Source organism: Rhodanobacter sp. T12-5, assembly GCF_008329435.1.
Classification (GTDB): domain Bacteria; phylum Pseudomonadota; class Gammaproteobacteria; order Xanthomonadales; family Rhodanobacteraceae; genus Rhodanobacter.
In genome coordinates, this window is sequence record NZ_NPKN01000002.1 from 325,719 (window position 1) to 339,308 (window position 13,590).

Annotated in this window: 14 protein-coding genes; 6 read left to right on the plus strand and 8 right to left on the minus strand. The window is 64.7% G+C overall.

All coding sequences use genetic code 11. The annotated features are described in order from the left end of the window. The first annotated feature begins 15 nt into the window (after positions 1 to 15). Positions 16 to 912: a LysR family transcriptional regulator gene (locus tag CIW53_RS05615; protein ID WP_149363712.1), complete on the plus strand. Its 897-nt coding sequence runs from the start codon at positions 16 to 18 to the stop codon at positions 910 to 912. Positions 913 to 1,164: 252 nt separating this feature from the next. Then, positions 1,165 to 2,019, plus strand: a complete 855-nt coding sequence (locus CIW53_RS05620; protein WP_172969595.1) for a DUF3883 domain-containing protein — start codon at positions 1,165 to 1,167, stop codon at positions 2,017 to 2,019. A 941-nt stretch (positions 2,020 to 2,960) separates the two neighbouring features. Here CIW53_RS05620 and htpG read toward each other — a convergent pair. Together htpG and htpX are read right to left on the minus strand one after the other, a co-directional pair. Then, positions 2,961 to 4,829, minus strand: a complete 1,869-nt coding sequence (htpG, locus tag CIW53_RS05625) for a molecular chaperone HtpG (RefSeq protein WP_149363713.1) — start codon at positions 4,827 to 4,829, stop codon at positions 2,961 to 2,963. 90 nt (positions 4,830 to 4,919) lie between these two features. Beyond that, positions 4,920 to 5,813, minus strand: a complete 894-nt coding sequence (gene htpX / locus CIW53_RS05630; protein ID WP_149363714.1) for a protease HtpX — start codon at positions 5,811 to 5,813, stop codon at positions 4,920 to 4,922. A 105-nt stretch (positions 5,814 to 5,918) separates the two neighbouring features. On the opposite strand from htpX, the gene gluQRS reads away from it, so the two are divergent. Both gluQRS and phbB read left to right on the plus strand, forming a co-directional pair. Continuing rightward, the gene (gene gluQRS / locus CIW53_RS05635; protein ID WP_149363715.1) at positions 5,919 to 6,779 is read left to right on the plus strand and encodes a tRNA glutamyl-Q(34) synthetase GluQRS; all 861 of its coding nucleotides are present in this window, start codon (positions 5,919 to 5,921) and stop codon (positions 6,777 to 6,779) included. A gap of 107 nt (positions 6,780 to 6,886) precedes the next feature. Beyond that, a complete protein-coding gene (gene phbB / locus CIW53_RS05640; protein WP_149363716.1) occupies positions 6,887 to 7,627 on the plus strand; it encodes an acetoacetyl-CoA reductase in 741 nt (246 codons plus the stop codon). Positions 7,628 to 7,702: 75 nt separating this feature from the next. Here phbB and CIW53_RS05645 read toward each other — a convergent pair whose 3' ends face one another. After that, the gene (locus CIW53_RS05645) at positions 7,703 to 8,497 is read right to left on the minus strand and encodes a tRNA threonylcarbamoyladenosine dehydratase (protein WP_242451782.1); all 795 of its coding nucleotides are present in this window, start codon (positions 8,495 to 8,497) and stop codon (positions 7,703 to 7,705) included. A gap of 137 nt (positions 8,498 to 8,634) precedes the next feature. Between CIW53_RS05645 and CIW53_RS05650 the strand changes: the two genes are divergently transcribed. Beyond that, complete coding sequence (locus tag CIW53_RS05650) at positions 8,635 to 9,024, plus strand: cytochrome c (protein ID WP_149363717.1); 390 nt, start codon at positions 8,635 to 8,637, stop codon at positions 9,022 to 9,024. Positions 9,025 to 9,030: 6 nt separating this feature from the next. Here CIW53_RS05650 and CIW53_RS05655 read toward each other — a convergent pair whose 3' ends face one another. The 5 genes from CIW53_RS05655 to CIW53_RS05675 all read right to left on the minus strand — a co-directional run bounded on the left by CIW53_RS05655 (position 9,031) and on the right by CIW53_RS05675 (position 12,695). After that, positions 9,031 to 9,333 (minus strand): DUF962 domain-containing protein, encoded by a 303-nt coding sequence (locus CIW53_RS05655; RefSeq protein ID WP_149363718.1) that lies wholly within the window; start codon positions 9,331 to 9,333, stop codon positions 9,031 to 9,033. Between the two features lie 139 nt (positions 9,334 to 9,472). After that, the gene (locus CIW53_RS05660) at positions 9,473 to 10,348 is read right to left on the minus strand and encodes a pirin family protein (protein ID WP_149363719.1); all 876 of its coding nucleotides are present in this window, start codon (positions 10,346 to 10,348) and stop codon (positions 9,473 to 9,475) included. 10 nt (positions 10,349 to 10,358) lie between these two features. After that, positions 10,359 to 11,420, minus strand: a complete 1,062-nt coding sequence (locus tag CIW53_RS05665) for an NADH:flavin oxidoreductase/NADH oxidase (RefSeq protein ID WP_149363720.1) — start codon at positions 11,418 to 11,420, stop codon at positions 10,359 to 10,361. A gap of 52 nt (positions 11,421 to 11,472) precedes the next feature. Further along, on the minus strand, positions 11,473 to 12,357 hold the full coding sequence (locus CIW53_RS05670) for an alpha/beta fold hydrolase (protein WP_149364166.1): 885 nt from the start codon (positions 12,355 to 12,357) through the stop codon (positions 11,473 to 11,475). 128 nt (positions 12,358 to 12,485) lie between these two features. Beyond that, positions 12,486 to 12,695 (minus strand): cold-shock protein, encoded by a 210-nt coding sequence (locus CIW53_RS05675; RefSeq protein ID WP_099651687.1) that lies wholly within the window; start codon positions 12,693 to 12,695, stop codon positions 12,486 to 12,488. 433 nt (positions 12,696 to 13,128) lie between these two features. Here CIW53_RS05675 and CIW53_RS05680 point away from each other — a divergent pair, with 433 nt between their 5' ends. Then, positions 13,129 to 13,590, plus strand: a complete 462-nt coding sequence (locus CIW53_RS05680; RefSeq protein WP_149363721.1) for a hypothetical protein — start codon at positions 13,129 to 13,131, stop codon at positions 13,588 to 13,590.

Consider the following 13,590-nt stretch of genomic DNA (forward strand, 5'->3'; position numbering starts at 1 on the left):
ACGGAGAACCGGACAATGGCGGCAGACATGCAGGATCTCCTGGCCTTTCTGGCCGTGCTGCAGGCAGGCGGATTTCGCGAGGCCGCACGTACTGGCAACGGCTCGGCCTCCCAACTGAGCGATGCGGTCAAACGCCTGGAAACACGACTGGGCGTGCGCCTGCTCCATCGCACCACGCGCAGCGTGTCGGCCACCGAAGCGGGGCAACGCCTGGCTGAACGACTGACGCCGGCGCTGGCCGAAGTGCAGGCCTCGCTCGACGTGGTCAATCACTTCCGCGACCGCCCCGCCGGCACGCTGCGAATCAACGTGCCGGCCAACGTCGCACGCACCGTGCTGCCGCCGATCGTCACCCCGTTCCTCAAGCGCTACCCCGAGATCCGCCTGGAAGTGATCGTCGAAGACAGCCTGGTCGATCTGCTGGCCACCGGTTGCGACGCCGGCATTCGCTATGACGAGCGCCTCGCGCAGGACATGATCGCCGTACCGATCGGCCCGCGCACGCAACGACTGGTGACCGCCGCCGCACCCGCCTACCTCGAAGCGCATGGCCGCCCCGAACACCCGCGCGACCTGCTGCACCATGCCTGCATGCGCGGCCAGTTTTCCGGTGGCGCGATACCCGTCTGGGAGTTCGAGCGCGACGGTGAGATCGTGCGCATCGACCCGCCGGGACCACTGCAGGTCCGCACGGGTGCCGCCTTCGACCTCGCCGTGCAAGCCGCCATCGACGGGCTCGGCATCATTCACTTGTTCGAGGATTGGCTACGCCCACACTTCGACAACGGCAATCTGGTGCCCGTCCTCGAACCGTGGTGGCAAAGCTTCAGCGGTCCGTTCCTGTACTACTCGGGACGCCGGCATCTGCCGTCGCCGCTGCGGGCGTTCGTGGACTTCATCCGGGAAGGCTGAGTGCATCACTCCACTCAAACCCGAGAACCCATGAGCAAGTGAAGCGTATCTGTATCCGGTCGGACCTACGTTCGTATTGCTCTACGCGGTAGGTTGGCTGATCACAAAGGTGCGGAGGGTCTGCTCCATTTGTCGCTGAGCCGAGATCCCCACGTCACCATGCCGCGGCCATGGAACCCTTATGCTGACAGCGCACTCTTCCTCTGTTTTGCCCTAACCTGGCACATCACATGGGATGGCGGGAGCCGCGGCATGGCAACGGGTGAAGACTGGTCGCGATTGGAGGTGGAGAGTTGTGTGGCCGACTATCTGCACATGCTCGCGCTTGAACTCAATGGACAGCAATTCAACAAGACCAAACATATCCACGGGTTGATGCAGCGTCTGGATGGCAGAAGCAAGTCATCCGTTGAATACAAGTTTCGCAACGTCAGCGCCGTCATGGAGGAACTTGGCTGGCCCGCGGTGACGGGCTACAAAAGCTTGCCAAATTATCAATGGCTTCTGATGGAAGTGGTGGAATCCCAGCTTCAGAGCAATACGACCCTGCAGGACGCTGTGCAGGCTGCCGTCGAACGCCCAGCGACGGTGGTATCCATTGAAAATCCAGCAGACATCTGGGTTCCAACACCCAAGGCAGCAGGCCGGGTAGCGGAATCGTCCGCCGGCTACGCGGCCCGATTTTCACCAGCCAAACGCGACTATCTGGCCCAGGAGGCACGCAACCGTTCGCTGGGCCTCGCCGGCGAGCAATTCGTGATGGAACTTGAAGCCCGTCGTTTGCATGCAGCTGGCAAGAAGCTGCTGAGTGAACGCGTCGAACATGCCTCCGCCACGCAGGGGGATGGCCTCGGCTACGACGTGCTGTCTTTTGAGGAAAACGGTCGCGAGCGCTTGATCGAAGTAAAGACCACCGCCTTCGGCGAACTGACACCCTTCTTCGTCAGCCGCAACGAACTGGCGCGTTCGGAGGTCGACGCCGAATCCTATCGGCTGTACCGCCTTTTCGACTTCCGCGAGCGCCCTCGCCTGTTCGACCTGCAGGGCTCCATCACCGCACATTGCCAGCTGGATCCGGTGTCTTATCTAGCCCGCCTAACCAGTTAGCCGCGAGCGGTCGCCAGCACCAGCCGGCTTTGCTGAGTCGGGGTAAACAGGCCTCGTAGCAGGAATCGGCAGGAGGCCGATTCCTTTTCGCCAGCACAGGGATGCGCTGGCGAAAAAAAGCCGACATCACCTTACGGACTTGCCCGGCAAGCACCTAGCGGGACGTCGTTTTCTACTGGTCACTTCTCTTTTGGACAAGAATAAAGAGAAGTGACTCGGGCCGCGCTACAGCTCAAAAAGCCTTTGCTGGTGACGCGCCCTTTAGCCGCAAGCGCATCAATGATCCATGCCGGGCTCCAGCCGCCCTAAATCCGTGCCCCCGAATACAACCACCGCGCGTGCGTCCGAGTCAGCAGCTCCGGCACACCGGAGCTCTCGTTCCATAACGCTCCGCACTGCTTGCAGCGCATGAGGTAACTCGGAGCCTCGGGATTCGCCGCCAGACGCTCGAAGCGATCGTAAGGCGCGTGGTAGCCGGATTGGCAGTCGGTGCAGAGCATGCGGCGTGGGGTGATCCAGAAAAGTGACGATTGTGCCCGAGCCGACGTCTCGCAGCGGGCGTACCGAGTGCGGGCCAGGATGGCCCGCCGCTCTACCCGGGGCCCCTGTGCGGCGGTGAGCTGGGGACGACAGGCCGCGTAGCGGGAATCGGCAGGAGGCCGATTCCTTTTCGTCAGCACAGGGATGTGCTGTCGAAAAGCCTTCTGATGCCGAGGTGAAGAGATGCAGATGCGATTCCTGCCTTCGCAGGTAATGACGAGAAGGGAAGAGTGCAGGAGCGATGACCAGCTTCGCTGTTGAAAAACTCCTCCTGGCTTCGCAGGAATGACGCGAAGGGAAGAGTGTGGCGGGCACCCGCCCGTCCCGCGCACGGGGAGAGGGAGCAAAGAAAAAGCCCGCCGGATGGCGGGCTTTCTCATATCAGAGAAGCGCGTCGCGCCTCACCCCAGCAACACGCGATTCAACCTCTGCACGAACGCCGACGGATCCGGCAGCTGTGCACCGGCCGCGATCTCCGCCTGCTCCAGCAGCAGCGTGGCCAGATCCCTCGCCTTCGCCTCGTCGGCTTCCGCCTCGACGCGCTTCAGCAATGCATGCTGCGGGTTTATCTCCAGCGTCGGCTTGCTCTCGGGCATCTCCTGTCCTGCTTCGCGCAGCAATCGCGCAAGATGCGGAGCCATCTCGTAATCGCTCAACGCGAGGCACGACGGCGAGTCGGTGAGGCGGGCGGAGACTTTGACGTCGCCAACGCGATCGCCCAGCAGGTCCTTGAGTTTCTTCAGCAGTGGCTCGGCTTCCCTGGTCGCCTCTTCCTGCTTCTTCTTGTCGGCTTCGTCCAGCGGCACGTCACCCTTGGCGACGCTCTTGAGCTTCTTGCCGTCGTACTCGCTGAGCGAGCCGATCATCCACTCGTCGATGCGGTCAGACATCAGCAGTACTTCGATGTCCTTGGCCTTGAACGCTTCCAGTTGCGGGCTGCCGAAGGCCGCGGCGTAGCTGTCGGCGGTGATGTACCAGATCGCGTCCTGGCCGATGGCCATGCGGCCGATGTAGTCGTCCAGCGAGGTGGTCTGGTTGGTGCCGTCACCCTTGGTCGAGGCGAAGCGCAGCAGCTTGGCGATGCGCTCACGATTGTTGGCATCCTCGCTGATGCCTTCCTTGAGCGTGTTGCCGAACGCCTTGTAGAACGTGGCGAATTTCTCCGGCTCGTCCTTGGCCAGCTTCTCGATCAGGTCGAGCACGCGCTTGACGCAGGCGGCCTTGATGCGCTCGAGCTGGCGGTTGTGCTGCAGGATCTCGCGGCTGACGTTGAGCGGCAGGTCGTCGGCGTCGACCACGCCGCGCACGAAGCGCAGGTAGTTCGGCAGCAGTTCCTCGGCGGCGTCCATGATGAAGACGCGCTTGATGTACAGCTTCAGCCCCTTGCGCTCGTCGCGGCCGCCCATCATCAGGTCGAACGGTGGCTGCGAGGGGATGTACAGCAGGGTGGTGAAGCTCTGGCTGCCTTCGACGCGGTTGTGCGTCCACGCCAGCGCGTCGTTGAAGTCGTGGCCGAGCGACTTGTAAAAGCCCTGGTAGTCGTCGTCGGAGATCTCGCTCTTGGGCTTGGTCCACAGCGCCGAGGCGGCGTTGGTGCTTTCGAACTCGTCGGTGGGCTTGCCGTCCTTTTCCACCGGCATGCGGATCGGGAAGGCGACGTGGTCGGAGTATTTGCGGATCAGCGACTTGAGCTGCCAGCCCTTGAGGAACTCGTCCTCGTCGGCCTTCAAGTGCAGGATCACCGAGGTGCCGCGCTGCGCCTGCTCGACCTGCTCCAGCGAATACTCGCCCTTGCCATCGCTCTCCCACTTCACGCCTTCGTCCGCCGGAGCATCGGCGCGGCGGGTGATCACGGTGACCTTGTCCGCGACCACGAAGGCGGAATAGAAGCCCACGCCGAACTGGCCGATCAGGCGTGCGTCGGCCTTCTGCTCGCCGGACATGGCTTCGAGGAAACGCCTGGTGCCGGAGCTGGCGATGGTGCCGATGTTGGCCACCACTTCGTCGCGGGTCATGCCGATGCCGTTGTCGCGGATGGTGACGGTGCGTGCGTCCGGATCCCAGCTCACGTCGATGTGCAGCTCGTTGTCGCCAGCCGTCAGGCTGGGGTTGGCGATCGACTCGAAGCGCAGCTTGTCGCAGGCGTCGGAGGCGTTGGAGATCAGCTCGCGCAGGAAGATTTCCTTGTGCGAGTACAGCGAGTGCGTGACCAGGTGCAGGACCTGAGCGACTTCGGCTTCGAATTTGCGGGTTTCGGCGGGTGCGTTCATGCGTGGATGTTCCAGATTTGCGTTGATGTCCTGGATCGTCATTCCGGCGAAGGCCGGAGTGACGGTCATGAAATTTTATGCTCGACGTGACTATGTTCCGTTCTGCAGCGCAGCGATGCGCTCCTCCAGCGGTGGGTGGCTCATGAACAGCTTCCTGAAGCCGTCAGCCAGCGGACCGGAGATGCCGAACGCGGCCATCGTCTGCGGCAGCGTGCTCTCGCCGTGGTTGCCCTGCAGCCGCTGCAACGCGGAGATCATCGCACCACGGCCCGCAAACTGCGCGCCAGCGGTGTCGGCGCGAAACTCGCGCCAGCGCGAGAACGCGGCCACGATGATCGAGGCGAACAGGCCGAACACCAGCTGCAGCACCATCACCGTCACGAAATAGCCGATGCCGGTGCCGCCGCGGTTGTCGTCGCGACCGCCGGACATCCAGCTGTCGACCAGCCGACCGACGATGCGCGCGGCCAGGATCACCAGCGTGTTCAGTACGCCCTGGATCAGGGCCAGGGTGACCATGTCGCCGTTCGCCACGTGGCCGATCTCATGGCCGAGCACGGCGGTGACCTGCTCGCGATCCATCTGCTGCAACAGGCCGGAACTGACCGCCACCAAGGAGCTGTTTTTCGTCATGCCGGTGGCGAAGGCGTTCATCTCCGGCGCTTCGTAGATCGCCACCTCCGGCATGCCGATGCCGGCGCTCTGCGCGTGGCGGCGCACGGTGTCGACCAGCCAGCGCTCGGTCTCGCTCTGCGGCTGCTCGATCACCCGCGCGCCGGTGGACCACTTGGCGATCGTCTTGGACATCGCCAGCGAAATGAATGCACCGCCCATGCCGAACACCGCGGCGTAGGCCAGCAGGCCGCCCATGCCGCCGTAGCCGCGGGCCGCAGCCATCTGGTCGATGCCGAACAGGCGGCAGACGATGCTGAGCAGGAGCAGGACGGCGAGGTTGGTACCGATGAATAACGCGACGCGTCGCATGGCTGTCTCTCTCGTGGCAGTCATGAAAGGACTGGTTGCTGGTTGAAAATTTCGGGGCGACGGCCACCGCTTTCAAGGGTCCGGCACGGCATCTAAGATGCGCCGATGACCTATCGCGGCCGCTTCGCCCCCTCGCCCACCGGACACCTGCATTTCGGCTCGCTGGTCGCTGCCGTGGGCAGCTGGCTGTGCGCGCGGCATGCCGGCGGCCAGTGGCTGCTGCGCATGGAAGACATCGACCCGCCGCGCGAGGTTCCCGGCTCGGCGACAAGCATCCTCGAAGCGCTATCGGCGTTCGGCCTGATCGCGGATGCACCGGTGCTGTACCAGTCGCAGCGCATCGCCGCCCATGATGCCGCGTTCGAGCAATTGCGCGCCGCGGGCCAAGTGTTCCCGTGCTGGTGCAGCCGCAGCGAACTGGCCGGGATCGGCGGCATCCATCGCGACGGCCGCTGCGTTGCGGCGCCCGATCCGCAGCAGGCGCCGGCGTGGCGGCTGCGCGTACCGGATGTCGCCATCGAATTCGACGACGCGCTGCAGGGCCCGCAGCGGCAGAACCTGCGCGACGAGGTGGGCGATTTCGTGATCCGCCGGGTCGAGGGGTTCTATTCGTACCAATTGGCCTGCGTGGTCGACGACGCGTACCAAGGCATTACCGAAGTGGTGCGCGGGCAGGACCTGCTCGACTCCACCGCGCGCCAGATCTGGCTGCAACGCTGCCTGGGCCTGCCGACGCCTGCCTGGCGCCACCTGCCGCTGGTGCTGGATGCGGATGGGCGCAAGCTGTCGAAGTCCGAGCGGGCTTTCCCGGTCGATCCGGCCGAACCGGTGCCTGCGTTGCGGCGCGCGCTGGCTTTCCTGCGCCGGCCGGCCACGGCTGCCAGCGTGCATGAATTGCTGGCGCAGGCACGGACGGATTTCGACCCGGCGAATTTGCCGCATTGCAGCGGTCACTCTCCGGCCTGAACCGCTATAAATACGGAACGCGTCGATCACGACGGCAGCGGCTGAAACATTGCCCTGCCATGCTCGGCGACGACCTTTCGCATTATCTGCTCAGGAGATCCAAGGACATGACCCAGCGCACGGCATTTGTCACAGGCGGTACCGGCGGCATCGGCAGCGCCATCATCCGCTACCTCGCCAGCCAGGGGCATCGGGTCGCCACCAATTACCGCGACGAAGCCAAGGCCGAGGCATGGCGTCAGGCGATGGCGCGGGACGGCATCGAGGCCTTCATGGTGCAGGGCGACGTCAGCGATCCGGTGGCGTGCGAGGCGATGGTTCGCGCGCTCGAGGAAAAGTGCGGCCCGGTCGACATCCTGGTCAACAACGCCGGCATCACCCGCGACACCACCTTCCACAAGATGACCTACCAGCAGTGGACGGACGTGATCAACACCAACCTCAACGCCTGCTTCAACGTCACCCGCCCGGTGATCGAGGGCATGCGCGCGCGCAAGTGGGGCCGCATCGTGCAGATCAGCTCGATCAACGGCCAGAAAGGCCAGTACGGCCAGGCCAACTACGCCGCGGCGAAGGCCGGCATGCACGGTTTCACGATTTCGCTGGCGCAGGAGAACGCGAAGTTCGGCATCACCGTCAATACCGTCTCGCCCGGCTACGTCGGCACCGACATGGTGATGGCGGTGCCGGAGGAGGTGCGCGAGAAGATCGTGGCGCAGATCCCGGTGGGCCGCCTCGGCAAGCCCGAGGAAATCGCCCACGCCGTGGCGTTCTTCACCGGTGACCAGGCTGCCTGGATCACCGGCGCGAACCTGGCGATCAACGGCGGGCATTACATGGGTTGGTGAAGGAGCAGGAGTGAGTGAAGAGGTGTGGGAAAAGAGAGAAAGCAGGCTTCTCTCCCGCTTCTCACTCTTCTTCCCTTACTTCTCGCTTTTCCCGAGCAGCTTCTCCAGCACCTTGCCCACGGCCGCGAACGCGAACGTGCCGGTGACATGGGTGGCCGCGCCGAGGCCGCCACCGCAAGCCAGGTTCATCGCGTCGCCGCCGGGCGGACGGGTGCCGCACACCGTGCCGTCCGGCTGCGGGTATTGCACGTTCTGCAGCGAATAGACGGCTGAAACACCGAAGTAGCGATCCGGATTGCGCGGAAAGTTGAAATCCGTGCGGAGCTTCTTGCGGATCAGGCTGAACATCGCGTCGTGTTCGGTGCGCGAGAGGTCGCGCACGCGGATCTGGGTGGCGTCGGTGCGCCCGCCAGCAGAGCCCACGCTGACGATCGGCAGCTTGCGCCGACGGCACCAGGCGATGGTTTCGAGCTTCACCCGGAATGCATCGCAGGCATCGAGTACCACGTCATAGCCGCGATCGAGCAACTCGTCGAGCGTGGACGGGGTGAGAAAGCGCTCGATCGCTTCCAGCCGGATGGTCGGATTGATGGCGTGGGCGCGTGCGGCGATCACGCCGACCTTGGGCTTTCCGTATTCGCCATCCAGCGCATGGAGTTGGCGATTGGTGTTGGAAATGCACACCTCGTCCGCGTCGATCAGGGTCAGTCGGCCGACGCCGCTGCGCGCCAGCGCCTCGGCCGCCCATGAGCCGACCCCGCCAATCCCGATCACGCAGACGTGGGCACGCGCCAGCGCAGCGACGCTGCCGGTGCCGTACAGGCGTTCGACGCCGGCAAAGCGCTCGGCGGTCAGTTCCATCTCTTTCATGTCGGCGTGTTGCCGTCGGTGCGCGTGCTTGGGATTTTCACTGGGCTGCCTTGTGCGGTATGCCGGTCATTTTATCGCGCGCGGCATCGACGCGGGTTATTCTGTCGGTCTTGCCCATCGACTACGGAAACATATCCATGCGCGTCGCACTCTTGATTCTGCTCGGACTGGTGATCGGCGTGATCGGCACGGTCAACGTCATGAATGCGCTGAGTGCGCGCAATCCGATGCCGAAGGCGGTGATGGTGACGATGGGTTATCACATGGGCGAGCTGAGCCACGCGTTGAAAGCCGGCAAGTGCGATGCCGCACAAACCCAGCATCATCTGGAACGCATGCAGTCCACGGCGACCGACATCGTGCCGGTGTTCGGCATCAACGAGCACTCGTTCACCGACAAGGCAGGCGAGTTGCAGACTCACGTGCTGCAGGCCTTGCAGACCGCGCCGGCGAACTGCGCGGCGCTGGCCACGGTGATCAAGCCGATCGGCGATACCTGCAAGAGCTGCCATCAGCAATATCGCTGAACACTCTCAGAAGCGGATCTTGCCGCGCCACATCTGCCCGTACATCACCCAGTCGCCAAGCAGGCTGTACAGCGGGTGCTTGAACGTGGCCGGCCGGTTCTTCTCGAAGACAAAATGACCGATCCAGGCAAAGCCGTAACCCACCACCGGCACCAGCCATAGCCAGCGCAGCTGGCCGCTGATCAACGCCAGCGCAATCACCGCAAGCACCAGGGTGCTGCCGGCGAAATGCAGGCGGCGGCAGGTGCGATTGCCGTGCTCGCTCAGATAGAACGGGTAGAACTCGGCAAAGCTGTTGAAGCCGGACATGTTCTGCTCCACGAATGGCCGCCCCATTCTGTCACGCCTGCCTTCCGCCTTCCTGTGGGAGCGGCTTCAGCCGCGATGCTCTGATGGCGAGGCGAGATTGTCGCCAGGAGCATCGCGGCTGAAGCCGCTCCCACATCGGTCAGGCGGGCAGCGGGATGAATTCGTCCTCGTCGCCGGCCACCTTCGGGAAGCGCCCTTCGCGCCAGTCGGCCTTGGCCTGCTCGATGCGCTCGCGCGTGCTGGCGACAAAGTTCCACCACAGGTGCCGCTCGCCATCCAGCGGCGCACCGCCGAACAGCATCAACCGGCTGCGCTCGTGCGCACGCAGCGATGGCGCGGACGCACCGGCCTGCACCGCCATTTCGTTGGCACCGATCTCCAGCTCGCCCCAGCTGACCGCACCGTCGACCACGTGCACGCCGCGTTCGGTGTGCTCCGGCGGCAGCGCCAGTTCGGCGCCAGCTTCCAGTTGCACCTCCAGAAAAAACATCGGTGCGAATACCTTCACCGGCGAACGCTCGCCATAGGCCGTACCGGCGATCAGGGTCGCGGTCATGCCCGGTCGGCGGAGCTGCGGCAACGCGGCACGATCATGATGGTGGAATTCCGGCGCCACTTCGGCATCGGCCTGCGGCAGCGCAACCCAGACCTGGATGCCGTGCAGCTTCTGGCCATCCTGGCGCGCTTCCGGCGGCGTGCGTTCGGAGTGGGCGATACCGTGGCCGGAGGTCATCCAGTTCACTTCGCCGGGGCGGATGTCGGCCAGGCTGCCGAGGCTGTCGCGATGGCGGATCACGCCATCGAACAGCCACGTCACCGTGGCCAGGCCGATATGCGGGTGCGGCCGCACGTCCATGCCCTTGCCGGCGGCAAACGTCGCCGGTCCGATGTGATCAAAGAACACGAACGGACCGACATGACGCGTCTGCAGCACCGGCAACATGCGTCGCACCATGAAGCCATCGCCAAGATCGTGCACGCGAGCTTCGGCAATCAGCGTCGGGGTGGTTTCCATGCGGCTCTCCTCACCAGGCCCGCTGATATTGCGCCGGAGCGTCGATCTTCGCACCCAGCTGTTGCGCTGCGCGGCGCGGGAAGTACGGGTCGCGCAGGCTTTCGCGTGCGATCAGCACGACATCGGCGTCACCCGTGGCGACGATCTGCGCCGCCTGTTCGGCGCCGGTGATCAGGCCGACCGCGCCGGTGGCAACGCCGGCTTCGTGGCGGATGCGCGCCGCGAACGGAACCTGATAGCCGGGCGCCAGCGGAATCTTCGCGTGCGGCAGCAGGCCGCCACTGGAAACGTCGATCAGGTCAACTCCCAGCGATGTCACCTGACGCGCCAGCTCGATGCTCTGCTCGATGTCCCAGCCACCCTGGTCGGCCCAGTCGGTGGCCGAGATGCGCAGCCACAACGGCAGTTCGGCCGGCCACACTTCCCGCACGGCGATGACCACCTCGCGCACGAGCCGGCTGCGATTCTCGAAACTGCCACCGTAGCGATCGCTGCGCTGATTGCTAAGCGGCGACAGGAACTGGTGCAGCAGATAGCCATGCGCCGCGTGCAGCTCGACCAGCTCGAAGCCGGCCGCCAGCGCCCGCTGCGCCGCGGCGCGGAAGTCCGCGATCACCGCCTGGATGCCGGCTTCGTCCAGTGCCTGCGGCAGGTTCCAGCCGGCATCGAACGGCAACGCCGACGGCGCCACGGTCAGCCAGTCGCCCTGCCCGGCCGGCACCGGGCCGTGTCCGTCCCACGGCCGCAACGTGCTCGCCTTGCGCCCAGCGTGGGCCAGTTGCACGCCGGGTATCGCGCCGTGCGCCTTGATGAAGCGGGTGATCGGTCGCCATGCCTCCAACTGGGCCTGATTCCACAACCCGGTGTCCTGCGGCGAGATGCGACCCTGCGCCGATACGGCGGTGGCCTCGGCGATCACCACCCCGGCGCCACCTACCGCACGGCTGCCCAGGTGCACCATGTGCCAGTCATTGGGCACGCCGTCGGTGGCCGAGTATTCGCACATCGGCGATACCACGATGCGATTGCGCAGGGTCAGGCTGCGTTGGGCAAACGGTTCGAACAGCTTCATCGGGAAATCCAGCAAGAAGGGACAGCAGAGATGCAGGCTTGGTCGCCGGGAATCAAGCGAACGTATCGGCACGGACCGCGAACGCTGTGTCCTGCGCTGCGATCCAGGCCGCGATGCGCGCGGCAATCGACGCCGGCGTTTTCATCCAGCCAAAGTGATCGGCCGGCAGGCCCCCGAGATCCTCTGGCGTGATGACCTCCACCGTACGCTCGGCCGGCCCCAGTTTGCGCAGCAGCCAGTCCAGCGAGGCCGGCGGCCCGAGCCAGTCGTCCTGCAGGCGCAGGGCCAGCAACGGCACGTGCAGGGCGCCCAGCAGTTGCTCGAACTCCTGTGCCATGCCGTCCGCCGCGTAGCGTCCCGTGCGCCCGGTGCGGGCCCAGTCGGCAATCACGCCGCGGGCCTCGTTGCCGCCAAAGCCGATCCGCCGTCCAGGCAGGTAGCCCAGCAGGTTGGCCAGCAGCGGCGCCATCAAATAGGCGGCGCCGACCAGCCAGGCATGCCGGAAGCAGCGCCAGTACGGCGCCCCGCTGGCCACCAGCAGCAAGCCCGAAAACGCGCCCGGATGCAGGCCGGCATACAGCGCCGCCAGCTGCCCGCCCAGGCTGTGTCCACCCAGCCAGCAATGCGCCTGCGGCCAGCGTTCGCGCAACGCCGCCATGCCGGCGGGCAAGTCATCCCGCAACAACTCGCGATAGCCCCAGTTGCAGCCGCGTCGGGCTCGCCGGTTGCTGGAACCGATGCCACGCCATTCGTGCACCGCCACCGCGATGCCACGCGCGGCGAGCGCCTCGGCCAGCGGCAGGTAGTGCCTGGCCGGAATGCCCATCGCCGGTACCCAATACAGCAACTGCTGGCAGGCGCGTGGGAGTGCGACAACCAGCAATTCGAAGCGGCAGCCGTCGCCGCTCGAAACCGGAATGATCGTCGGCCCGATCATGCCGGGCGGCGGCAGGTCGGAGCGGTGTTCGGCAGGATCATCGGACATCCATGCAGGCTAACGAATCGGCACGTCCAGCACAAAAAAAGGCCGGCATTCGCCGGCCTCTTCCTGACCCCAGACGGGAATCAAACAGGTGTGACATCTTCGGCCTGCAAACCTTTCTGGCCATCGACGACGTTGAAGCTCACCTTCTGCCCTTCCTGCAGGCTTTTGAAACCCGAACCGGTAATGGCGCGAAAATGCACAAACACGTCAGGGCCATTTTCACGGCTGATGAAACCGAAACCCTTGGCGTCGTTGAACCACTTGACAGTACCTACTTCACGATCCGACATGACTCACACTCCGATCCATTCCAGATACCGAGACAAACCGGCCCAGCGGGCCGACGGTTTACTGAGCATGCACGGGGTGGGTGCAACGGCCGGATTCAGGACAACCCCACCGGACACGCACGTGGCCAAGCAGACACAGCATTCCAAGCATAACGGATTTTCGGATTGTCAAGCAGGCCGACATGCCGGTTATCCGCACGGGTGAAATCGTGCATTCCCGCCGGAGTTTCCGGTGTCCGGATGACGAGCGGCGAGGACGCCCCGGTGAGTATCGCCAACGGCCAAGTGGGGAACCACCGACCCTTCTCGGGCCGGCGAATGAATTTCAGATTTTCTTTACCTTTCAACCTGTCTATTGTGGATGCATCGTCCAAGCGTGCGTCGTGGACCATTCCGGCCCGCGTACACGCCCACCCGTTGAGGAGTGTCGACCATGTCCATCCTGCCTCGCCTGACCCTGGCTGCCGCGGTTGCCGGCCTGTTGCTTGCGGGCTGCGCTCATCAGCCCGCGGCCCGCCAGACCAAAGCCAGGACTGCACCGCCGGCAGCGGCAAGCACTCGCCATCCGTCGCCTGTCTCGCCCAGCCGCGGCAGCGCCGGAAATGACAACGAGGCGACAACCAGCGCCGGGCTGCCGGACCAGACCGGCATCGCGGCCTGCGACGATTACCTGAGCAGCTATATCGCCTGCCATCGTGCCGCGGCGATTTATGCTCCGGACCAATTGCAGTTTCACTACGAAGCGATGCGCACCAGCCTGCTGCGTGACTCGAAGGATCCGGCAATCCGCCCTCAGCTGGCAGCACGCTGCAACTCGCTGGCCAGTGAATTGCGCCAGGCGCTGCATGGCAAGTCGTGCGCGAACGCGCCCGCTTCGAGCAGCAGCTCGCCGTGA